Raw genomic sequence first — 14,264 nt, 5'->3', positions numbered from 1 at the left:
CCGACTGACCAGTCAGCTTCTTGAGCCAGATCATTCCTCCCGCCGATCCAGATGCGATGCTGCGAAACCCTCTTTCCAGACAATCAAAGGCATTCACCATGAGCAGCACCTTCTTCATACCCGCAGTGAACATGATGGGCGCCGGAAGCCTCGATGAAGCGATGGTCGCCATCGCCAACTACGGCTTTCGCAAAGCGCTGATCGTCACCGACGTTGGACTGGCACGCGCTGGTGTCGCGGAAAAGGTTGCCGCGCTGCTGGCTGCCGCGGATATCCAATCGGTCGTCTTCGACGGCGCACAACCCAACCCCACCGTCGGCAACGTCGAGAAGGGCCTGGCCCAGCTGCGCGACAGCGCTTGCGATTTCATCATCTCCCTCGGCGGTGGCTCGCCCCATGACTGCGCCAAGGGCATCGCCCTGTGTGCCACCAACGGCGGACAGATCGCCGACTATGAGGGCGTGGACCGCTCGGCCAAACCACAGCTGCCACTGGTGGCGATCAATACCACCGCCGGCACCGCCAGCGAGATGACGCGCTTCTGCATCATTACCGACGAAACCCGTCACGTGAAAATGGCCATCGTCGACCGCAACGTCACGCCGCTGCTGTCGGTGAACGACCCGGCACTGATGGTCGCAATGCCCAAGGGACTGACCGCCGCGACCGGCATGGACGCGCTCACCCACGCGGTTGAGGCCTATGTCTCGACCGCCGCCACGCCGATCACCGATGCCTGCGCGCTCAAGGCCATCGAACTGATCTCGGCAAACCTGCGTACCGCCGTCGAGAACGGCAGCGACATGCCCGCCCGCGAGGCCATGGCCTACGCACAGTTCCTCGCCGGGATGGCGTTCAACAACGCCTCGCTGGGCTACGTTCACGCCATGGCTCACCAGCTCGGCGGTTTCTACGATCTGCCGCACGGCGTCTGCAATGCCGTACTGCTGCCCCACGTGGAGAACTACAACGCCAGCGTCTGCCCCGAACGCCTGCGCGACATCGCCACCGCGATGGGTGTGGAGACCCGCGGGCTCGACGCCGCGCAGGGCGCCGTGGCCGCACTCGCAGCGATCCGTACCCTGTCGAAGGACATCGGCATTCCGGGCGGCCTGGCTGAACTTGGCGCCAAGGCCGATGACATCCCGACCCTGGCTGCCAACGCCATGAACGATGCCTGCGGCCTGACCAACCCACGCCGCGCCACGCAAGCGGAAATCGAAGCGATCTTCCACAGCGCCCTGTGACTCCTGCGGCCGGGGCTCCTGCCCCGGCCCGACCCGCGCGGCAACGCTCGCTCTGCCGCCACGAAAAGCACCCCTGCCCCGCCGCGACAGTATTCAAGTCGTGATCTACGCTTTGTGCAGCGAATCTCCATCCAAGAACAAACCGGAGCCCCCCATGATCTACGCCCCTCCCGGCACCGACGGTGCCCTCGTTACCCTCAAGGCCCGCTACGGCAACTTCATCAATGGCGAGTTTGTCGAGCCCGTCAACGGGCAGTATTTCACCAACCTCTCTCCGGTTAACGGACAGCCGATTGCCGAATTCCCCCGCTCCGACGCCGCCGACATCGAAAAGGCCCTGGACGCCGCCCATGCAGCTGCCGACGAGTGGGGCAAGACCAGCGTGCAGGCACGCTCGCTGATCCTGTTGCAGATCGCCGACCGCATCGAGCAGAACCTGGAGATGCTCGCCGTCACCGAAACCTGGGACAACGGCAAGGCGGTGCGCGAGACGCTGAACGCCGATATCCCGTTGGCGGCCGATCACTTCCGCTACTTTGCCGGTTGCATCCGTGCCCAGGAAGGCACCAGCGCCGAGATCGACGAACACACCGCGGCCTACCATTTCCACGAGCCGCTGGGCGTGGTCGGGCAGATCATCCCGTGGAACTTCCCGATCCTGATGGCCGCCTGGAAGCTCGCTCCGGCGCTGGCCGCGGGCAACTGCATCGTGCTCAAGCCGGCCGAGCAGACCCCACTGGGTATCAGCGTACTGATGGAGGTGATTGGCGACCTGCTGCCCCCGGGCGTGCTCAACGTCGTCCAGGGCTATGGCCGGGAAGCCGGCGAAGCCCTGGCCTCGAGCAAGCGCATCGCCAAGATCGCCTTCACCGGCTCCACCCCGGTGGGCTCGCACATCATGAAGCGCGCCGCCGAGAGCATCATCCCAAGCACCGTGGAACTGGGTGGCAAGAGCCCGAACATCTACTTCGAAGACATCATGCAGGCCGAACCGACCTTCATCGAGAAAGCCGCCGAAGGCCTGGTGCTGGGATTCTTCAACCAGGGCGAGGTGTGCACCTGTCCGTCCCGCGCACTGGTGCAGGAATCGATCTACGCGCCGTTCATGGAAGCGGTGATGAAGAAAGTCGCGCAGATCAAACGCGGCGATCCGCTGGACACGGACACCATGGTCGGCGCCCAGGCCAGCCAGCAGCAGTTTGACAAGATCCTGTCCTATCTGGAAATCGCCAAGGGCGAAGGTGCGGAGGTACTGACCGGCGGCGCCGCTGAAAAACTCGAAGGCTCACTGGCGACCGGTTATTACATTCAGCCGACCCTGCTCAAGGGCACCAACGAGATGCGCGTGTTCCAGGAAGAGATCTTTGGCCCGGTGATCGGTGTCACCACCTTCAAGGACGAGGCCGAGGCGCTGGCCATCGCCAACGATACCGAGTACGGCCTCGGCGCTGGCGTCTGGACCCGCGACATCAACCGCGCCTACCGCATGGGCCGGGCGATCAAGGCGGGCCGTGTCTGGACCAATTGCTACCACCTCTACCCGGCACACGCGGCGTTCGGTGGCTACAAGAAGTCCGGCGTCGGTCGCGAAACCCACAAGATGATTCTCGACAGCTACCAGCAAACCAAGAACCTGCTGATCAGCTACGACATCAACCCACTGGGCTTCTTCTGATGGATCGGCGCGGGTGGCACACGCCGCCCGCGCCTTGAACAAGACACCTGCCGGGCTCCGCCGTGGTGCTGTGGAGCACGCAAAAGGTGCGTTCCTGCCAAACTTGGCTGACAAATCACTGCAAACAACCCGTTTGTAGCGTGGGGCATGACGCTTGCTAGGGAGAGACTTGCCAACCTATCCAAGAGGATTCCCCCATGGCTCTCGAACACAGCCGTTCAACGCCACCGCACCATGCAATCGATTTCGAAACCGTTGGCAGTAGCTATTTCCAGGAACGCGAACTGAAGAAAGGCGCCGCCGGGTGGGTGCTGCTGGTCGGTCTGGGCGTTGCCTACGTCATCTCCGGCGACTATGCCGGCTGGAACTTCGGCCTCGCCCAGGGCGGTTGGGGCGGGCTGTTCATCGCCACGTTGCTGATGGCGACCATGTACCTGTGCATGTGCTTCTCGCTGGCCGAGCTGTCCTCGATGGTGCCCACCGCGGGTGGCGGCTACGGCTTCGCCCGCACCGCGTTCGGCCCGCTGGGTGGCTTTCTCACCGGTACGGCGATCCTGATCGAATACGCCATCGCGCCGGCGGCCATCGCTGTATTCATCGGCGCCTATTGCGAGTCGCTGTTCGGCATCGGCGGCTGGGCGATCTACCTCGTCTTCTACATCATCTTCATCGGCATCCATATCTTCGGCGTCGGCGAGGCGCTGAAGCTGATGTTCATCATCACCGCCGTCGCCGCCCTGGCGCTGGCGGTGTTCATCGTCGCGATGGTGCCGCACTTCTCGGTGGACAAGCTGCTCGATATCGCGCCGACCACCGCTGCCGGTGCCAGCAACTTCCTGCCCTACGGCTACGTCGGCATCTGGGCGGCGATTCCCTACGCGATCTGGTTCTTCCTCGCTGTGGAAGGCGTGCCGCTGGCCGCCGAGGAAACCAAGAACCCGCAGCGCGACATGCCACGCGGGCTGATCGGCGCCATGCTGATACTGGTCGCCTTTGCCGGCCTGATCTTGCTGGTCGGCCCGGGCGGCGCCGGTTCCAGCACCCTGGTGGCCTCCGGCAATCCGCTGGTGGAAGCGCTGACCACCGCCTACGGCTCGTCCACCTGGATGAGCGGCTTCGTCAATCTGGTCGGCCTGGCCGGGCTGATCGCCAGCTTCTTCTCGATCATCTACGCCTATTCGCGGCAGATCTTCGCGCTGTCGCGGGCCGGCTATCTGCCGCGCAAGCTGTCGCTGACCAACAAGAACAAGGCGCCGGTGCTGGCCCTGGTGATCCCCGGTGTGATCGGTTTCCTGCTGTCGCTGACCGGCCAGGGCGACCTGCTGATCCTCGTCGCGGTGTTCGGCGCGACCATCTCCTACGTGTTGATGATGGCCTCGCACATCGTCCTGCGCCTGCGCCGGCCAGACCTGCATCGCCCGTACAAGACACCCGGCGGCATCGTCACCTCGGGCGTGGCGCTGGTGCTGGCCTGCATCGCAGTCATCGCGGGTTTCCTGGTCGATCCGCGGGTGGTGATCGGCGCCGCGATCATCTACGGGATCTTCATCGCCTATTTCGCGATCTACAGTCGACACCATCTGGTGGCCGGCACGCCGGAAGAGGAATTTGCGGCGATTGAGCAGGCCGAGGCGACACTCAAGTAGGGAGAGCAGCCATGACGTACTCGCACAGCGTGGGCGGCACCACCTGGCGCTTCGACGACCTGCGCGAGGTAATGGCCAAGGCCAGCCCGGCGCGCTCCGGCGACCTGCTCGCCGGGGTCGCGGCGGGCAGCGACGCCGAACGCGTGGCGGCGCAGATGTGCCTGGCCGCGGTGCCGCTAAAGCGCTTTCTCGAAGAAGCACTGATCCCGTACGAAAGCGATGAAGTCACCCGGCTGATCATCGACAGCCATGACGCTGCGGCGTTCGCCCCGGTCAGCCACCTGAGCGTGGGCGATTTCCGCAACTGGCTGCTCGGCGAGGAGGCGGACGAGTCGTCGCTGAAAGCCCTCGCACCGGGGCTGACACCGGAGATGGTCGCCGCGGTGTCGAAGATCATGCGCGTGCAGGACCTGATCCTTGTCGCGCAGAAGGTCCGCGTTGTCACCCGCTTTCGCAACAGCATCGGCCTGGCCGGACGCATGTCCACCCGGCTGCAGCCGAACCATCCCACCGACGACGGCGCCGGTATCGCCGCGAGCATTCTCGACGGCCTGCTCTACGGCAACGGCGACGCGGTGATCGGCATCAACCCGGCCACCGACAGCACCGCCGGCATCTGCGAGCTGCTGAAGATGCTCGATGCGGTGATCAGTCGCTACGAGATCCCGACCCAGGCCTGCATTCTCACCCACGTCACCACTTCCATCGAGGCGATCAACCGCGGCGCGCCGCTGGACCTGGTGTTCCAGTCCATCGCCGGCACCGAGGCGGCCAATGCCAGCTTCGGCATCAGCCTGGCGACGCTGCAGGAAGGCTACGAGGCCGGTCTGTCGCAGAAGCGCGGCACCCTCGGCGACAACCTCATGTATTTCGAGACCGGCCAGGGCAGCGCGCTGTCGGCCAACGCCCACCACGACGTCGATCAGCAGACCTGCGAAGCCCGCGCCTACGCCGTCGCGCGCCGCTACAAGCCGCTGCTGGTGAACACCGTGGTCGGCTTCATCGGCCCGGAATACCTCTACAACGGCAAGCAGATCATCCGCGCCGGTCTGGAGGACCACTTCTGCGGCAAGCTGCTCGGCGTGCCCATGGGTTGCGACATCTGCTACACCAACCACGCCGAAGCCGACCAGGACGACATGGACATGCTGCTGACCCTGCTGGGCACGGCGGGCATCAACTTCATCATGGGCATCCCGGGCTCGGATGACGTGATGCTCAACTACCAGACCACCTCCTTCCACGACGCCCTCTACGTGCGCCAGGTGCTTGGCCTGCGGCCCGCGCCGGAGTTCGAGGAATGGCTGGCGAAGATGCAGATCCTCCGGCAGGACGGCAATCGCCTGCAGCTCGGCCGCGAGCTGCCCGAAGCCTTCCGCCGGGCGCTGGAGAAAATGGCATGAAGCCGCTCGCGTTACCTCGCCCATCCTCAGGTGGAAAACGCTGCGCGCTTCTCCACTCGCCTGACCGTCAAGCTCCGAGGTAGCCATGCACGACCGCTCCCCCACTACCGAAAATCCGTGGCAGCACCTGCGCCAGCTGACCCCGGCGCGCATCGCCCTTGGCCGGGCTGGTGTCAGCCTGCCCACCGACGCGCAGCTGGATTTCCAGTTCGCCCACGCCCAGGCGCGCGACGCCGTGCATCTGCCGCTGGACTGCCAAGCGCTGGCTGCCGAGCTGGAGAAACATGAACTTGGCTGCCTGCACCTGCGCAGCGCCGCTTCAGACCGACAGATCTATCTGCAGCGTCCCGACCTCGGCCGACGCCTCGACGAAGCCAGCGCCGCCAAGCTCGACGAGCATGCGGGAGACGGCTGCGACCTGGCGCTGGTGATCGCCGATGGCCTCTCGGCCCTGGCCGTGCAGCGTCATGCGGCACCCATGGCACTGAAGATCGCCGAACAATGCCAGGCCGAACGCTGGTCCCTCGGTCCCGTCGCGCTGGTGGAACAGGGCCGCGTGGCGATTGCCGACGAGATCGGTCAGCGCCTCAAGGCGCGCATGGTGGTCATTCTGCTCGGCGAACGCCCAGGGCTCAGCTCGCCAGACAGCTTGGGCCTGTATTTCACCTGGGCGCCGCAGGTCGGCCGGCACGATGCGCAGCGCAACTGCATTTCCAACATTCGCCCAGAAGGCCTGAGCTGCAACCTCGCCGCGCACCGCCTGCTCTATCTGATGCGTGAAGCCAGCCGCCGGCAACTCTCCGGCGTACAGCTCAAGGACGAAGCAGAAGTACCGGCGCTCGAAGGCGAGCCTCGCGCCGGCAACTTCCTGCTCGGCTGAGCCGGTTCAGGCCTGCTGCCAGGGCTCAAGCGTCTGGCTGTAGACCACCGTGCCGTCGATGTCGCGCAGGCTGACCTGCAACGCAGCTGTCTGCGCGTCGATCTCCACCTCGCCGAAGAACTGGAAGCCTGCCCGCGGCGAGCTGTTCGCGGTCGGCGGCGCCTTCTGGAACACCACCTCCGGGCCGAAGGTGCCATCCAGCGGGTTCGGTCCGAAGCTGCCGGCATTCAGCGGGCCTGCGACGAACTCCCAGAACGGCTCGAACTGCTGATAGGCCGCCCGATTCGGGTGATAGTGATGCGCCGCGCAATAGTGCACATCGGCGGTTAGCCAGACGGTGTTGCGCACCCGCGCGCGCTGGATGAAGGTCAGCAGCTCGGCAATCTCCAGCTCGCGGCCAAGCGCTTCACCGTCATGGCCGTTGGCGATCGCCTCCCAGCGCGGACCGTCCGGTACGTGCAGGCCGATGGGCATGTCGGCGGCGATGACCTTCCAGGCTGCGCGCGAGGCCCGCAGCTCGCGCTTGAGCCAGCGCAGCTGCTCGCGGCCGAGGAACGCCGTGTCGGCGCCCTGCTCCGCTTGCAGGTTGTGGGTGTTCGGCCCGCGATAGCTGCGCATGTCCAGCACGAACACATCCAGCAGCGGCCCGTAGCTGACCTTGCGGTAGATGCGCCCCTGGGTGTCGCCGCGGGCCATGCGCATCGGCGCGTATTCGAGATAGGCCTGGCGGGCGCGCTGCACCAGGGTATCGATGTCACGCACCTGCTGGTAACGGTCGTCCAGCTCCTTGCTCGGCGACCAGTTGTTCGTCACCTCGTGATCGTCCCACTGCCAGATCTGCGGCACCTCGGCGTTGAAGGCCCGCAGGTTTTCGTCCAGCAGGTTGTAGCGGTAGTTGCCGCGAAACTCGTGCAGCGTCTCGGCAACCTTGCTCTTCTCTTCGGTGACCAGGTTGCGCCAGATGCTGCCGTCCTCGGCGGTGACCTCGGCGGGGATCGGCCCGTCGGCGTAGATCACGTCGCCGCTGTGCAGGAAAAAGTCCGGCCGGCGCATGCGCATGCTTTCGTAGATGCGCATGCCGCCGAAGTCCGGGTTGATGCCGTAACCCTGGCCGCAGGTGTCACCGCCCCAGACGAAGCGAATGTCGCGCGGGCGCGTTGGTGCGCTGCGCAGATGGCCGAACCAGGGCTCGCTGAGCATGCCGCTGCGGGCATCCTCGAAACGCGCGCGGTAGAAGATCGACTGATCCGCGGGCAGCGCGCGCAGATCGACACGGGCAGTGAAGTCCTGGCCAGCGTCGGTGATCGACGAGACCATCCGCCGCGGATTGCCGAAACGGCTGCGCGTATCCCACTCGACGATCAGCCGGCCGGGCCGGTCGCAGCGGCTCCAGATCAGCGCGCGGTCACCCGCTACATCACCGGACTGCACGCCGTCGAGCATCTGCGGACGCTCGCGCGGCGCGGCGATGATGGCGGGCGCAACGCCCAAAGCCGGCAGGGCGAGGCCGGCGCCGATGCCCTGCAGCAGTTGGCGGCGTTTCTGATCCGGTGCGGTCATGACGGGGTCTCCTTGCGAGTGGGTAGTGCTCCTGATGTACCCACCACGCTTGACAGTCCCGTGACGCGCCGACCGGCGGTACTTCAATGCTTGTCGCATCCTGCTGCCACGCTTAATGTGAGCGCCCACTTCGCTGGAGCCTCCGCCCATGTGGTCCATCCGCGCCTGGCAGCGCAACCGCATCCTTGCCCGCAATCCGGTTACACCGGAGCTGTGGCAGCAGGTGCTCGACAGCCTGCCGATTCTCGATGGCCTGAGCGAGGACGAGTTGAACCGCCTGCGTGAGCGCGCGGTGCTGTTCCTGCATGAAAAGCGCCTGACGCCGCTGGCGGGCGTCGAGCTGCAACCCCAGGACCGCCTGCGCCTGGCGCTACAGGCGCAACTGCCGCTGCTGCACCTGGCCGAGCTTGGCTGGTACCGCGGCTTTCACGAGATCGTCATCTATCCTGATGACTTCCTCAGCCCGCAGAAGCACCGCGATGCGGCCGGCGTCGAGCATGAATGGGATGCCGAGCACAGCGGCGAAGCCTGGCTGCAGGGCCCGGTAATCCTCGCCTGGCCCGGCGTGCAGGAGAGCGGCGGCTGGGAGGCCTACAACCTGGTGATCCACGAATTGGCGCACAAGCTGGACATGCTCAACGGCGACGCCAACGGCCTGCCGCCGCTGCACCGGCAGATGCGCATCGATACCTGGGCCAGCGCCATGCAGAGCGCCTACGACCAGCTCGACCGCATGCTGGACGCCAATCCCGATGCCGAAACGCCGATTGATCCGTACGCTGCCGAGAACCCCGCCGAGTTCTTCGCCGTCACCAGCGAGTACTTCTTCAGCGCGCCGGATGTGCTGCACCAGGTTTTCCCGGAGGTCTACGCGCAACTCGCCGAGTTCTACCGGCAGGACCCGCTGGCCCGACTGCAACGCCTGCAGGCCGAACATCCGGCGTACCGGGAACCTGCGTAGGTTGTGCACGTCGAACCCCGGCGTGCATTGCGCGCGACATTGCGCCTATAATCGCGCCCACTTTTTTCCGCCCCCAGGCCGCGCTGGCCGATCAGGAGCCCATCGTTCATGAGCTACAGCAAAGTCCCGGCTGGCAAAGACCTGCCGAACGACATCTACGTCGCCATCGAGATCCCGGCCAACCATGCGCCGATCAAGTACGAAATCGATCACGACACCGACTGCCTGTTCGTCGACCGCTTCATGGCCACCCCGATGTTCTACCCGGCCAACTACGGTTTCATTCCGCACACACTCGCCGATGACGGCGACCCCCTCGACGTGCTGGTCGTGACCCCCTATCCGGTTGCCCCGGGTTCGGTCATCCGCTGCCGTCCGGTTGGCGTGCTGAACATGACCGACGAAGCCGGCGGTGACGCCAAGCTGATCGCCGTCCCGCACGACAAGCTGACCCAGCTGTACAAGGACGTGAAGGAATACACCGATCTGCCGCCGCTGCTGATCGAGCAGATCAAGCACTTCTTCGAGAACTACAAGGATCTCGAGAAGGGCAAGTGGGTCAAGGTCGAAGGCTGGGAAGGCGCCGACGCCGCCCGTGCCGCCATCATCAAAGCTGCCGAGGCTTATCAGAAGTAAGTCGAAGCACTGAAGAAAAGCCGGCCACAAGCCGGCTTTTTTATTGCCCGCGATTTGAGCTTGAGCCCGCAGGCGAGATGATCAGATGCTCAGGAAGGCGGGCTTTCGAGCGGACGGGGGGCGGCTGCGTGGACTTGATCGCGGCCGCCGTGTTTGGCCTGGTATAGCGCCCGATCGGCCTGCACGATCAGATAATCCGCATCATGTTGCCCACCCTCGGTACAGGCCAGACCGATGCTGACGGTGATGGATATCTCGCCGGCTGTCGTCGCCACGTGCGCTTGCGCGATGGCTTGGCGGATCTTTTCAGCCACGCAACGCGCACCTTCCACGTCGGTATTGGGCAGCGCGATGGCGAATTCCTCGCCGCCGATACGACCGAACAGGTCGTGACCACGCAGCAACGCAGCGCAAATGATGGTGAACTGCTTGAGCACCACGTCGCCGACCGGGTGGCCATGCACGTCGTTGACGCGCTTGAAGTGGTCGATATCGAGCATCAGCAAGCTCAGACACTCGCCATGCCGCCGCGCGCGCGCAAGTTCGGCGTCCAGCCCGTCCAGGAAAGCGCGGCGGCTGCTGACACCGGTGAGCATGTCGGTGTTGGCGAACTGTGCCAGCTGATCGTGCGCCTGACGTAGCCGCGCAGTGCTCTGGAAATAGCGGCTGCTCAGCACGAAAACCAGCACCGCCACTGCAAACAACAGCAGCGAAATGACGCCGGCCGAGGCGAGCAACACCTCCTTGCGCTCCTCGTGAGCGGCCATGAAATCCTTGGGCGAAAGCATCACCAGCACCACCACACCTGCGGCGGTCAGGCGCCGGTAGGCACCAAGGCGATACTCCCCGTCGAGAGAACTCACGCCCTCGTAGTAACCGCGGGCAGGCGCATCAGGGTCGACGTAGGGTCTGTCTGCCGGCACCTTGAAGCGCCCGAAGCGCCCGGCGATCGGCGTTCCCGAGGCGATGGCGCGCAGGCTGCGGTCGGTACCGAGCAGAGCGATGGTGCCATTCGCACCGACATCGATCTGCTGGTAGTAGTCGGCAAAGAAACTGGTGGGTACCGATAGGACAAGGACGCCGGCGAACCCACCGTCCTGATGAATGGGCCGGGTGAACTGGATGGTCCACTGCTTCGATACCCTGCCCAGCACCGGCTTGCTGATAAACAGCCGATCCTCTTGCGGGTTGTCCCGATGCACCCTGAAGTGCTCGCGATCGCTCAGGTCCACCGGCTTTACCGGCGACGCGAGGTTGGAGAAAGCCAGCTGGCCATCCTTGTCGATAACCGCCAGCTGCGCAACGAAGCTGCCGTAGGCCTGCAGTTCCTCACGGACGTGGCGCTCGAAGTCGGCGTTCTCCAGCACATCTTCACGCATGTCCAGCAGCACGATGTCCATGAGCCTGATCGTGCTCTGGACGTGCGCCTCGAAGGCAGTCGCCAGGTTCATCGCATCGTTGCGCGCGGCCCCGATCACCAGTTCGCGCTCATGCCTGATCTCGCTCAGTACGAACGCCCACATCGGCACCAGCGCCAGCACGAGTATCAGAGCCGCCAGAAGTCCTGCCTTGCGATTCAAGCTCTCTCCATCGCGCCCGGCGCGAACTTACTGTCCATGAACCTACCAGACGAACGGTAGCGCCCGCCAGACACGTTGCGAACAGGAAAAGCAGGAGCGCGAAAGCACACAGCCACCAGGCACTCCGGACTCGGCAGCCTGGCCTCTCAAGCGGGAGTCAGGGCAACGCCTTCGCCGTTGCGAGGCACCCCGGAAGCAGCTCGTGCACGACCAGCACCCGCCGGGTCAGCGTACTCATCAGCAATGCCGAACTCTGGTAAGCGCGTCGCTGCGCATCACGGCCGTGCTCGTAGCTGAAGACAAACGGATCGCCAGTGCCGGCGAGCAGCGCCTCGATGCCGTCTGCCAGCCTGGCGCCGGCATCGAACCCGTCGACGGTGGCCGCCCGGCAGCGTGCCAGGTAATCCAGCGTCTCGCATCCGGACAAGGCAGCCGGAGCGTTGCCGCCGGCCATCCAGACCTGATTGGCGGTGATCAGCCTGCCGTTGCCATCGACCACCCCGATGGCCAGCGGCAAGGCATCGATGATGCCGCGGGTAAACGCCTCGGCATCCTCCAGGCTCGCCTCGCGCCGTTGCTGCTCGGTCACATCCTGCAGGCAGCCCACCAGCAAACCGGCGGGGTGCGCCTTGGTGCGAATCACCGTGCCGGCAAAATGAAAGTGACGCCAACCCTCGGCAGCGGTGCCGCCCAGGCGAACCCGTGCATCGAACCCGGTCTGCCCCTCGGCCAGATCGAGCATGGCGGCCACGAACCCCAGCCTGTCCTGCGGATGCAAACGCTCCAGCAGCGCCTCGCCGGCGGCGGGGCCCGGCGGCATGCCCAGCAGTTGCAGGGCCTGGTCGGAGAAATCCAGGCGTTGACTCGTCAGGTCGAATTGCCAGTCGCCGAACAACCCGACCTGCTGAGTCAGGCGCAGGCGCGCCTGCACCGCCAGGGCTGTCTGGGCGCCCGCCACGTCGCGACTGATGTCGCTGAAGAACAGATACAGACCGTCCGCATGCGGATAAGCATGGATGCGATACCAGCCCTGATACTGCGGCGAAAAGGTCTCGATTCGCCGCGCGATGCCCAGGTCCATCACCTCCTGCAGGGCGACACCCAGCTCGGCGCCACGCGCCTGCGGCAGCAGATCCCAGAGCACGGTGCCGAGCAGTTCGCGGCGCGGGCGCTGCAGAAGGGCGACCGCCCGGCCGTTGAGCTCCACCAGCCGCCACGAGCGATCGAGCCGGCAGAAACCGTCGTCCAGGTGCTCCAGCAAGGTGGTGAGTTCGTCGTTGGTGGCCTGCAGCTGGCACGTACGTTGCCGCATTTCGGTGACGTCCCAGGACAGCACCAGCATCGATGCTGCCCCGGTAGCCCCCGGCAGCGGCATGATCAGCACATCCCACCATTTCGCAACGCCGGCCAGCGTCGGACAAGAGCCGGAGAAGCGTGCAAGCTCACCGGCACGGGCGCGCGCGAAGGCGTCCCGCGCGGCGACGGCGGCTTCGCCGGGCCAGACCCCGAGCCAGTCCGAACCGCGCAGCGCATCGAAATCGCATACATCCATCAGCTGGCGGCCGCGTTCACTCATCGCCAGCAGCCGTCCGTGGGCATCGACCTCTTTCAGGCAGGCGTCCTCGGATTGCGCCCATAGCGAACAGAGCTGGCGCAGCAAGGCGACCTCCCCGCGCGTATGGGCCAATCTCCTGCGCTGGTTCAGCAAGCGCGCACAGAGGTAGACCGGCAACGCGCCAGCCACGGCGATTCCCGGCAGCACCAGCGCAGGCCCGGTCGGCAGGCCGAGTGAGCGCCACAGCACGCCTGCCAGCAGGCTCACCGCGGCCGCAAGCAGCGCCAGTAGCCATGGCGCCTGCCAGGCCGGACGTTGCGCCGCAGCCGCAGGACCGGCGTGCCTTGCCAGATAGGCGTCGACGAACACGTCGGCGGAGTGGGGATGCATGGTGGATCTCGCTTGCCGGGGCCAGGCCACACTGTGGCGGCGCGACGACCGTCGCGCTATCAGGCAAACCCCTAGTCGTCGGGGCTGATCAGCCCCTGCCGCACCGCGTAGAGCACCAGCGACGGTACGTCGTGCAGGTTCAGCCGCGCCATGATCTGCGCGCGGTGGGTGTCCACGGTTTTCACGCTGAGCCCGAGGCCGCCGGCGATATCGCGGGTCGATACGCCACGTGCGATCAGGCGCAGGATCTCGATCTGTCGCGGCGTCAGCACCGGAGTCAGGCTTGTCTCGCGGCTGCGGCCTTCGACGATCGCCGAGCTGATCACCGTCTGCGCAATACCGGGGCTGAGATACGACTCGTTGCGCGACAGCGCCTGCAGGGCCATGTCCAGTTCCTGCGCGGCGGCGTCCTTGAGCAGATAGCCGCGGGCACCCAGGCGCAGCGCCGCCAGCACGTAGTCGGCGGTGGCATGCATGGACAGGATCAACACCTGCACGTGCGGATACTGGCCGTGCCATTGGCGCAGCGCGTCCAGCCCGCCCATGTGCTTCATGCTGAGGTCCAGCAGCAGAATGTCCGGGCGCGCCTGGCGCAGGATCGCCTCCACATCCTGGCCGTCGCCGCCCTCGGCGACCACCTCGTAGCCGGGCTGATCCTCGACCAGCGCACGCAGACCGGCCCGCACCAGGGCGTGATCGTCAACCAGGGCAACACGCTTGTTCAAAAGCTC

The 14,264-nt window shown here is 65.5% G+C and carries 11 protein-coding genes; 7 read left to right on the top strand and 4 right to left on the bottom strand.

Annotated features, from left to right (window positions below; translation table 11 throughout):
* The first annotated feature begins 98 nt into the window (after positions 1–98).
* The 5 genes from yiaY to eutC all read left to right on the top strand — a co-directional run bounded on the left by yiaY (position 99) and on the right by eutC (position 6,851).
* A complete protein-coding gene (gene yiaY / locus EA798_RS02785; protein WP_122097977.1) occupies positions 99–1,247 on the top strand; it encodes an L-threonine dehydrogenase in 1,149 nt (382 codons plus the stop codon).
* Between the two features lie 154 nt (positions 1,248–1,401).
* Positions 1,402–2,922 carry an acetaldehyde dehydrogenase ExaC gene (gene exaC, locus EA798_RS02780; RefSeq protein WP_122097976.1) on the top strand — a complete coding sequence of 507 codons (1,521 nt, stop codon included), beginning with the start codon at positions 1,402–1,404 and terminating at the stop codon, positions 2,920–2,922.
* 197 nt (positions 2,923–3,119) lie between these two features.
* Positions 3,120–4,568 (top strand): ethanolamine permease, encoded by a 1,449-nt coding sequence (gene eat / locus EA798_RS02775; RefSeq protein ID WP_122097975.1) that lies wholly within the window; start codon positions 3,120–3,122, stop codon positions 4,566–4,568.
* An 11-nt stretch (positions 4,569–4,579) separates the two neighbouring features.
* Positions 4,580–5,971: an ethanolamine ammonia-lyase subunit EutB gene (locus EA798_RS02770; protein ID WP_122097974.1), complete on the top strand. Its 1,392-nt coding sequence runs from the start codon at positions 4,580–4,582 to the stop codon at positions 5,969–5,971.
* A gap of 85 nt (positions 5,972–6,056) precedes the next feature.
* Positions 6,057–6,851 (top strand): ethanolamine ammonia-lyase subunit EutC, encoded by a 795-nt coding sequence (gene eutC / locus EA798_RS02765; protein WP_122097973.1) that lies wholly within the window; start codon positions 6,057–6,059, stop codon positions 6,849–6,851.
* A gap of 6 nt (positions 6,852–6,857) precedes the next feature.
* Here eutC and EA798_RS02760 read toward each other — a convergent pair whose 3' ends face one another.
* Positions 6,858–8,411 carry an alkaline phosphatase D family protein gene (locus EA798_RS02760; RefSeq protein ID WP_122097972.1) on the bottom strand — a complete coding sequence of 518 codons (1,554 nt, stop codon included), beginning with the start codon at positions 8,409–8,411 and terminating at the stop codon, positions 6,858–6,860.
* Between the two features lie 148 nt (positions 8,412–8,559).
* Between EA798_RS02760 and EA798_RS02755 the strand changes: the two genes are divergently transcribed.
* Together EA798_RS02755 and ppa are read left to right on the top strand one after the other, a co-directional pair.
* Positions 8,560–9,372, top strand: coding sequence for a M90 family metallopeptidase (locus EA798_RS02755; RefSeq protein WP_106157534.1), 813 nt, complete (start codon positions 8,560–8,562; stop codon positions 9,370–9,372).
* A 108-nt stretch (positions 9,373–9,480) separates the two neighbouring features.
* On the top strand, positions 9,481–10,008 hold the full coding sequence (gene ppa, locus EA798_RS02750; protein WP_003290517.1) for an inorganic diphosphatase: 528 nt from the start codon (positions 9,481–9,483) through the stop codon (positions 10,006–10,008).
* A gap of 89 nt (positions 10,009–10,097) precedes the next feature.
* On the opposite strand, the gene EA798_RS02745 is transcribed toward ppa, so the two are convergent.
* The 3 genes from EA798_RS02745 to EA798_RS02735 all read right to left on the bottom strand — a co-directional run bounded on the left by EA798_RS02745 (position 10,098) and on the right by EA798_RS02735 (position 14,258).
* Positions 10,098–11,588: a sensor domain-containing diguanylate cyclase gene (locus EA798_RS02745; protein WP_208643703.1), complete on the bottom strand. Its 1,491-nt coding sequence runs from the start codon at positions 11,586–11,588 to the stop codon at positions 10,098–10,100.
* Between the two features lie 157 nt (positions 11,589–11,745).
* Positions 11,746–13,533, bottom strand: coding sequence for a PAS domain-containing protein (locus EA798_RS02740; protein WP_122097971.1), 1,788 nt, complete (start codon positions 13,531–13,533; stop codon positions 11,746–11,748).
* 71 nt (positions 13,534–13,604) lie between these two features.
* Positions 13,605–14,258: a response regulator gene (locus EA798_RS02735; RefSeq protein WP_122097970.1), complete on the bottom strand. Its 654-nt coding sequence runs from the start codon at positions 14,256–14,258 to the stop codon at positions 13,605–13,607.
* Positions 14,259–14,264 lie beyond the last annotated feature (6 nt).

The organism is Pseudomonas songnenensis (genome assembly GCF_003696315.1).
Taxonomy (GTDB): domain Bacteria; phylum Pseudomonadota; class Gammaproteobacteria; order Pseudomonadales; family Pseudomonadaceae; genus Stutzerimonas; species Stutzerimonas songnenensis.
Note: the sequence above shows the minus strand (reverse complement) of the source record. Positions and strands in the feature narration are given on the sequence as shown.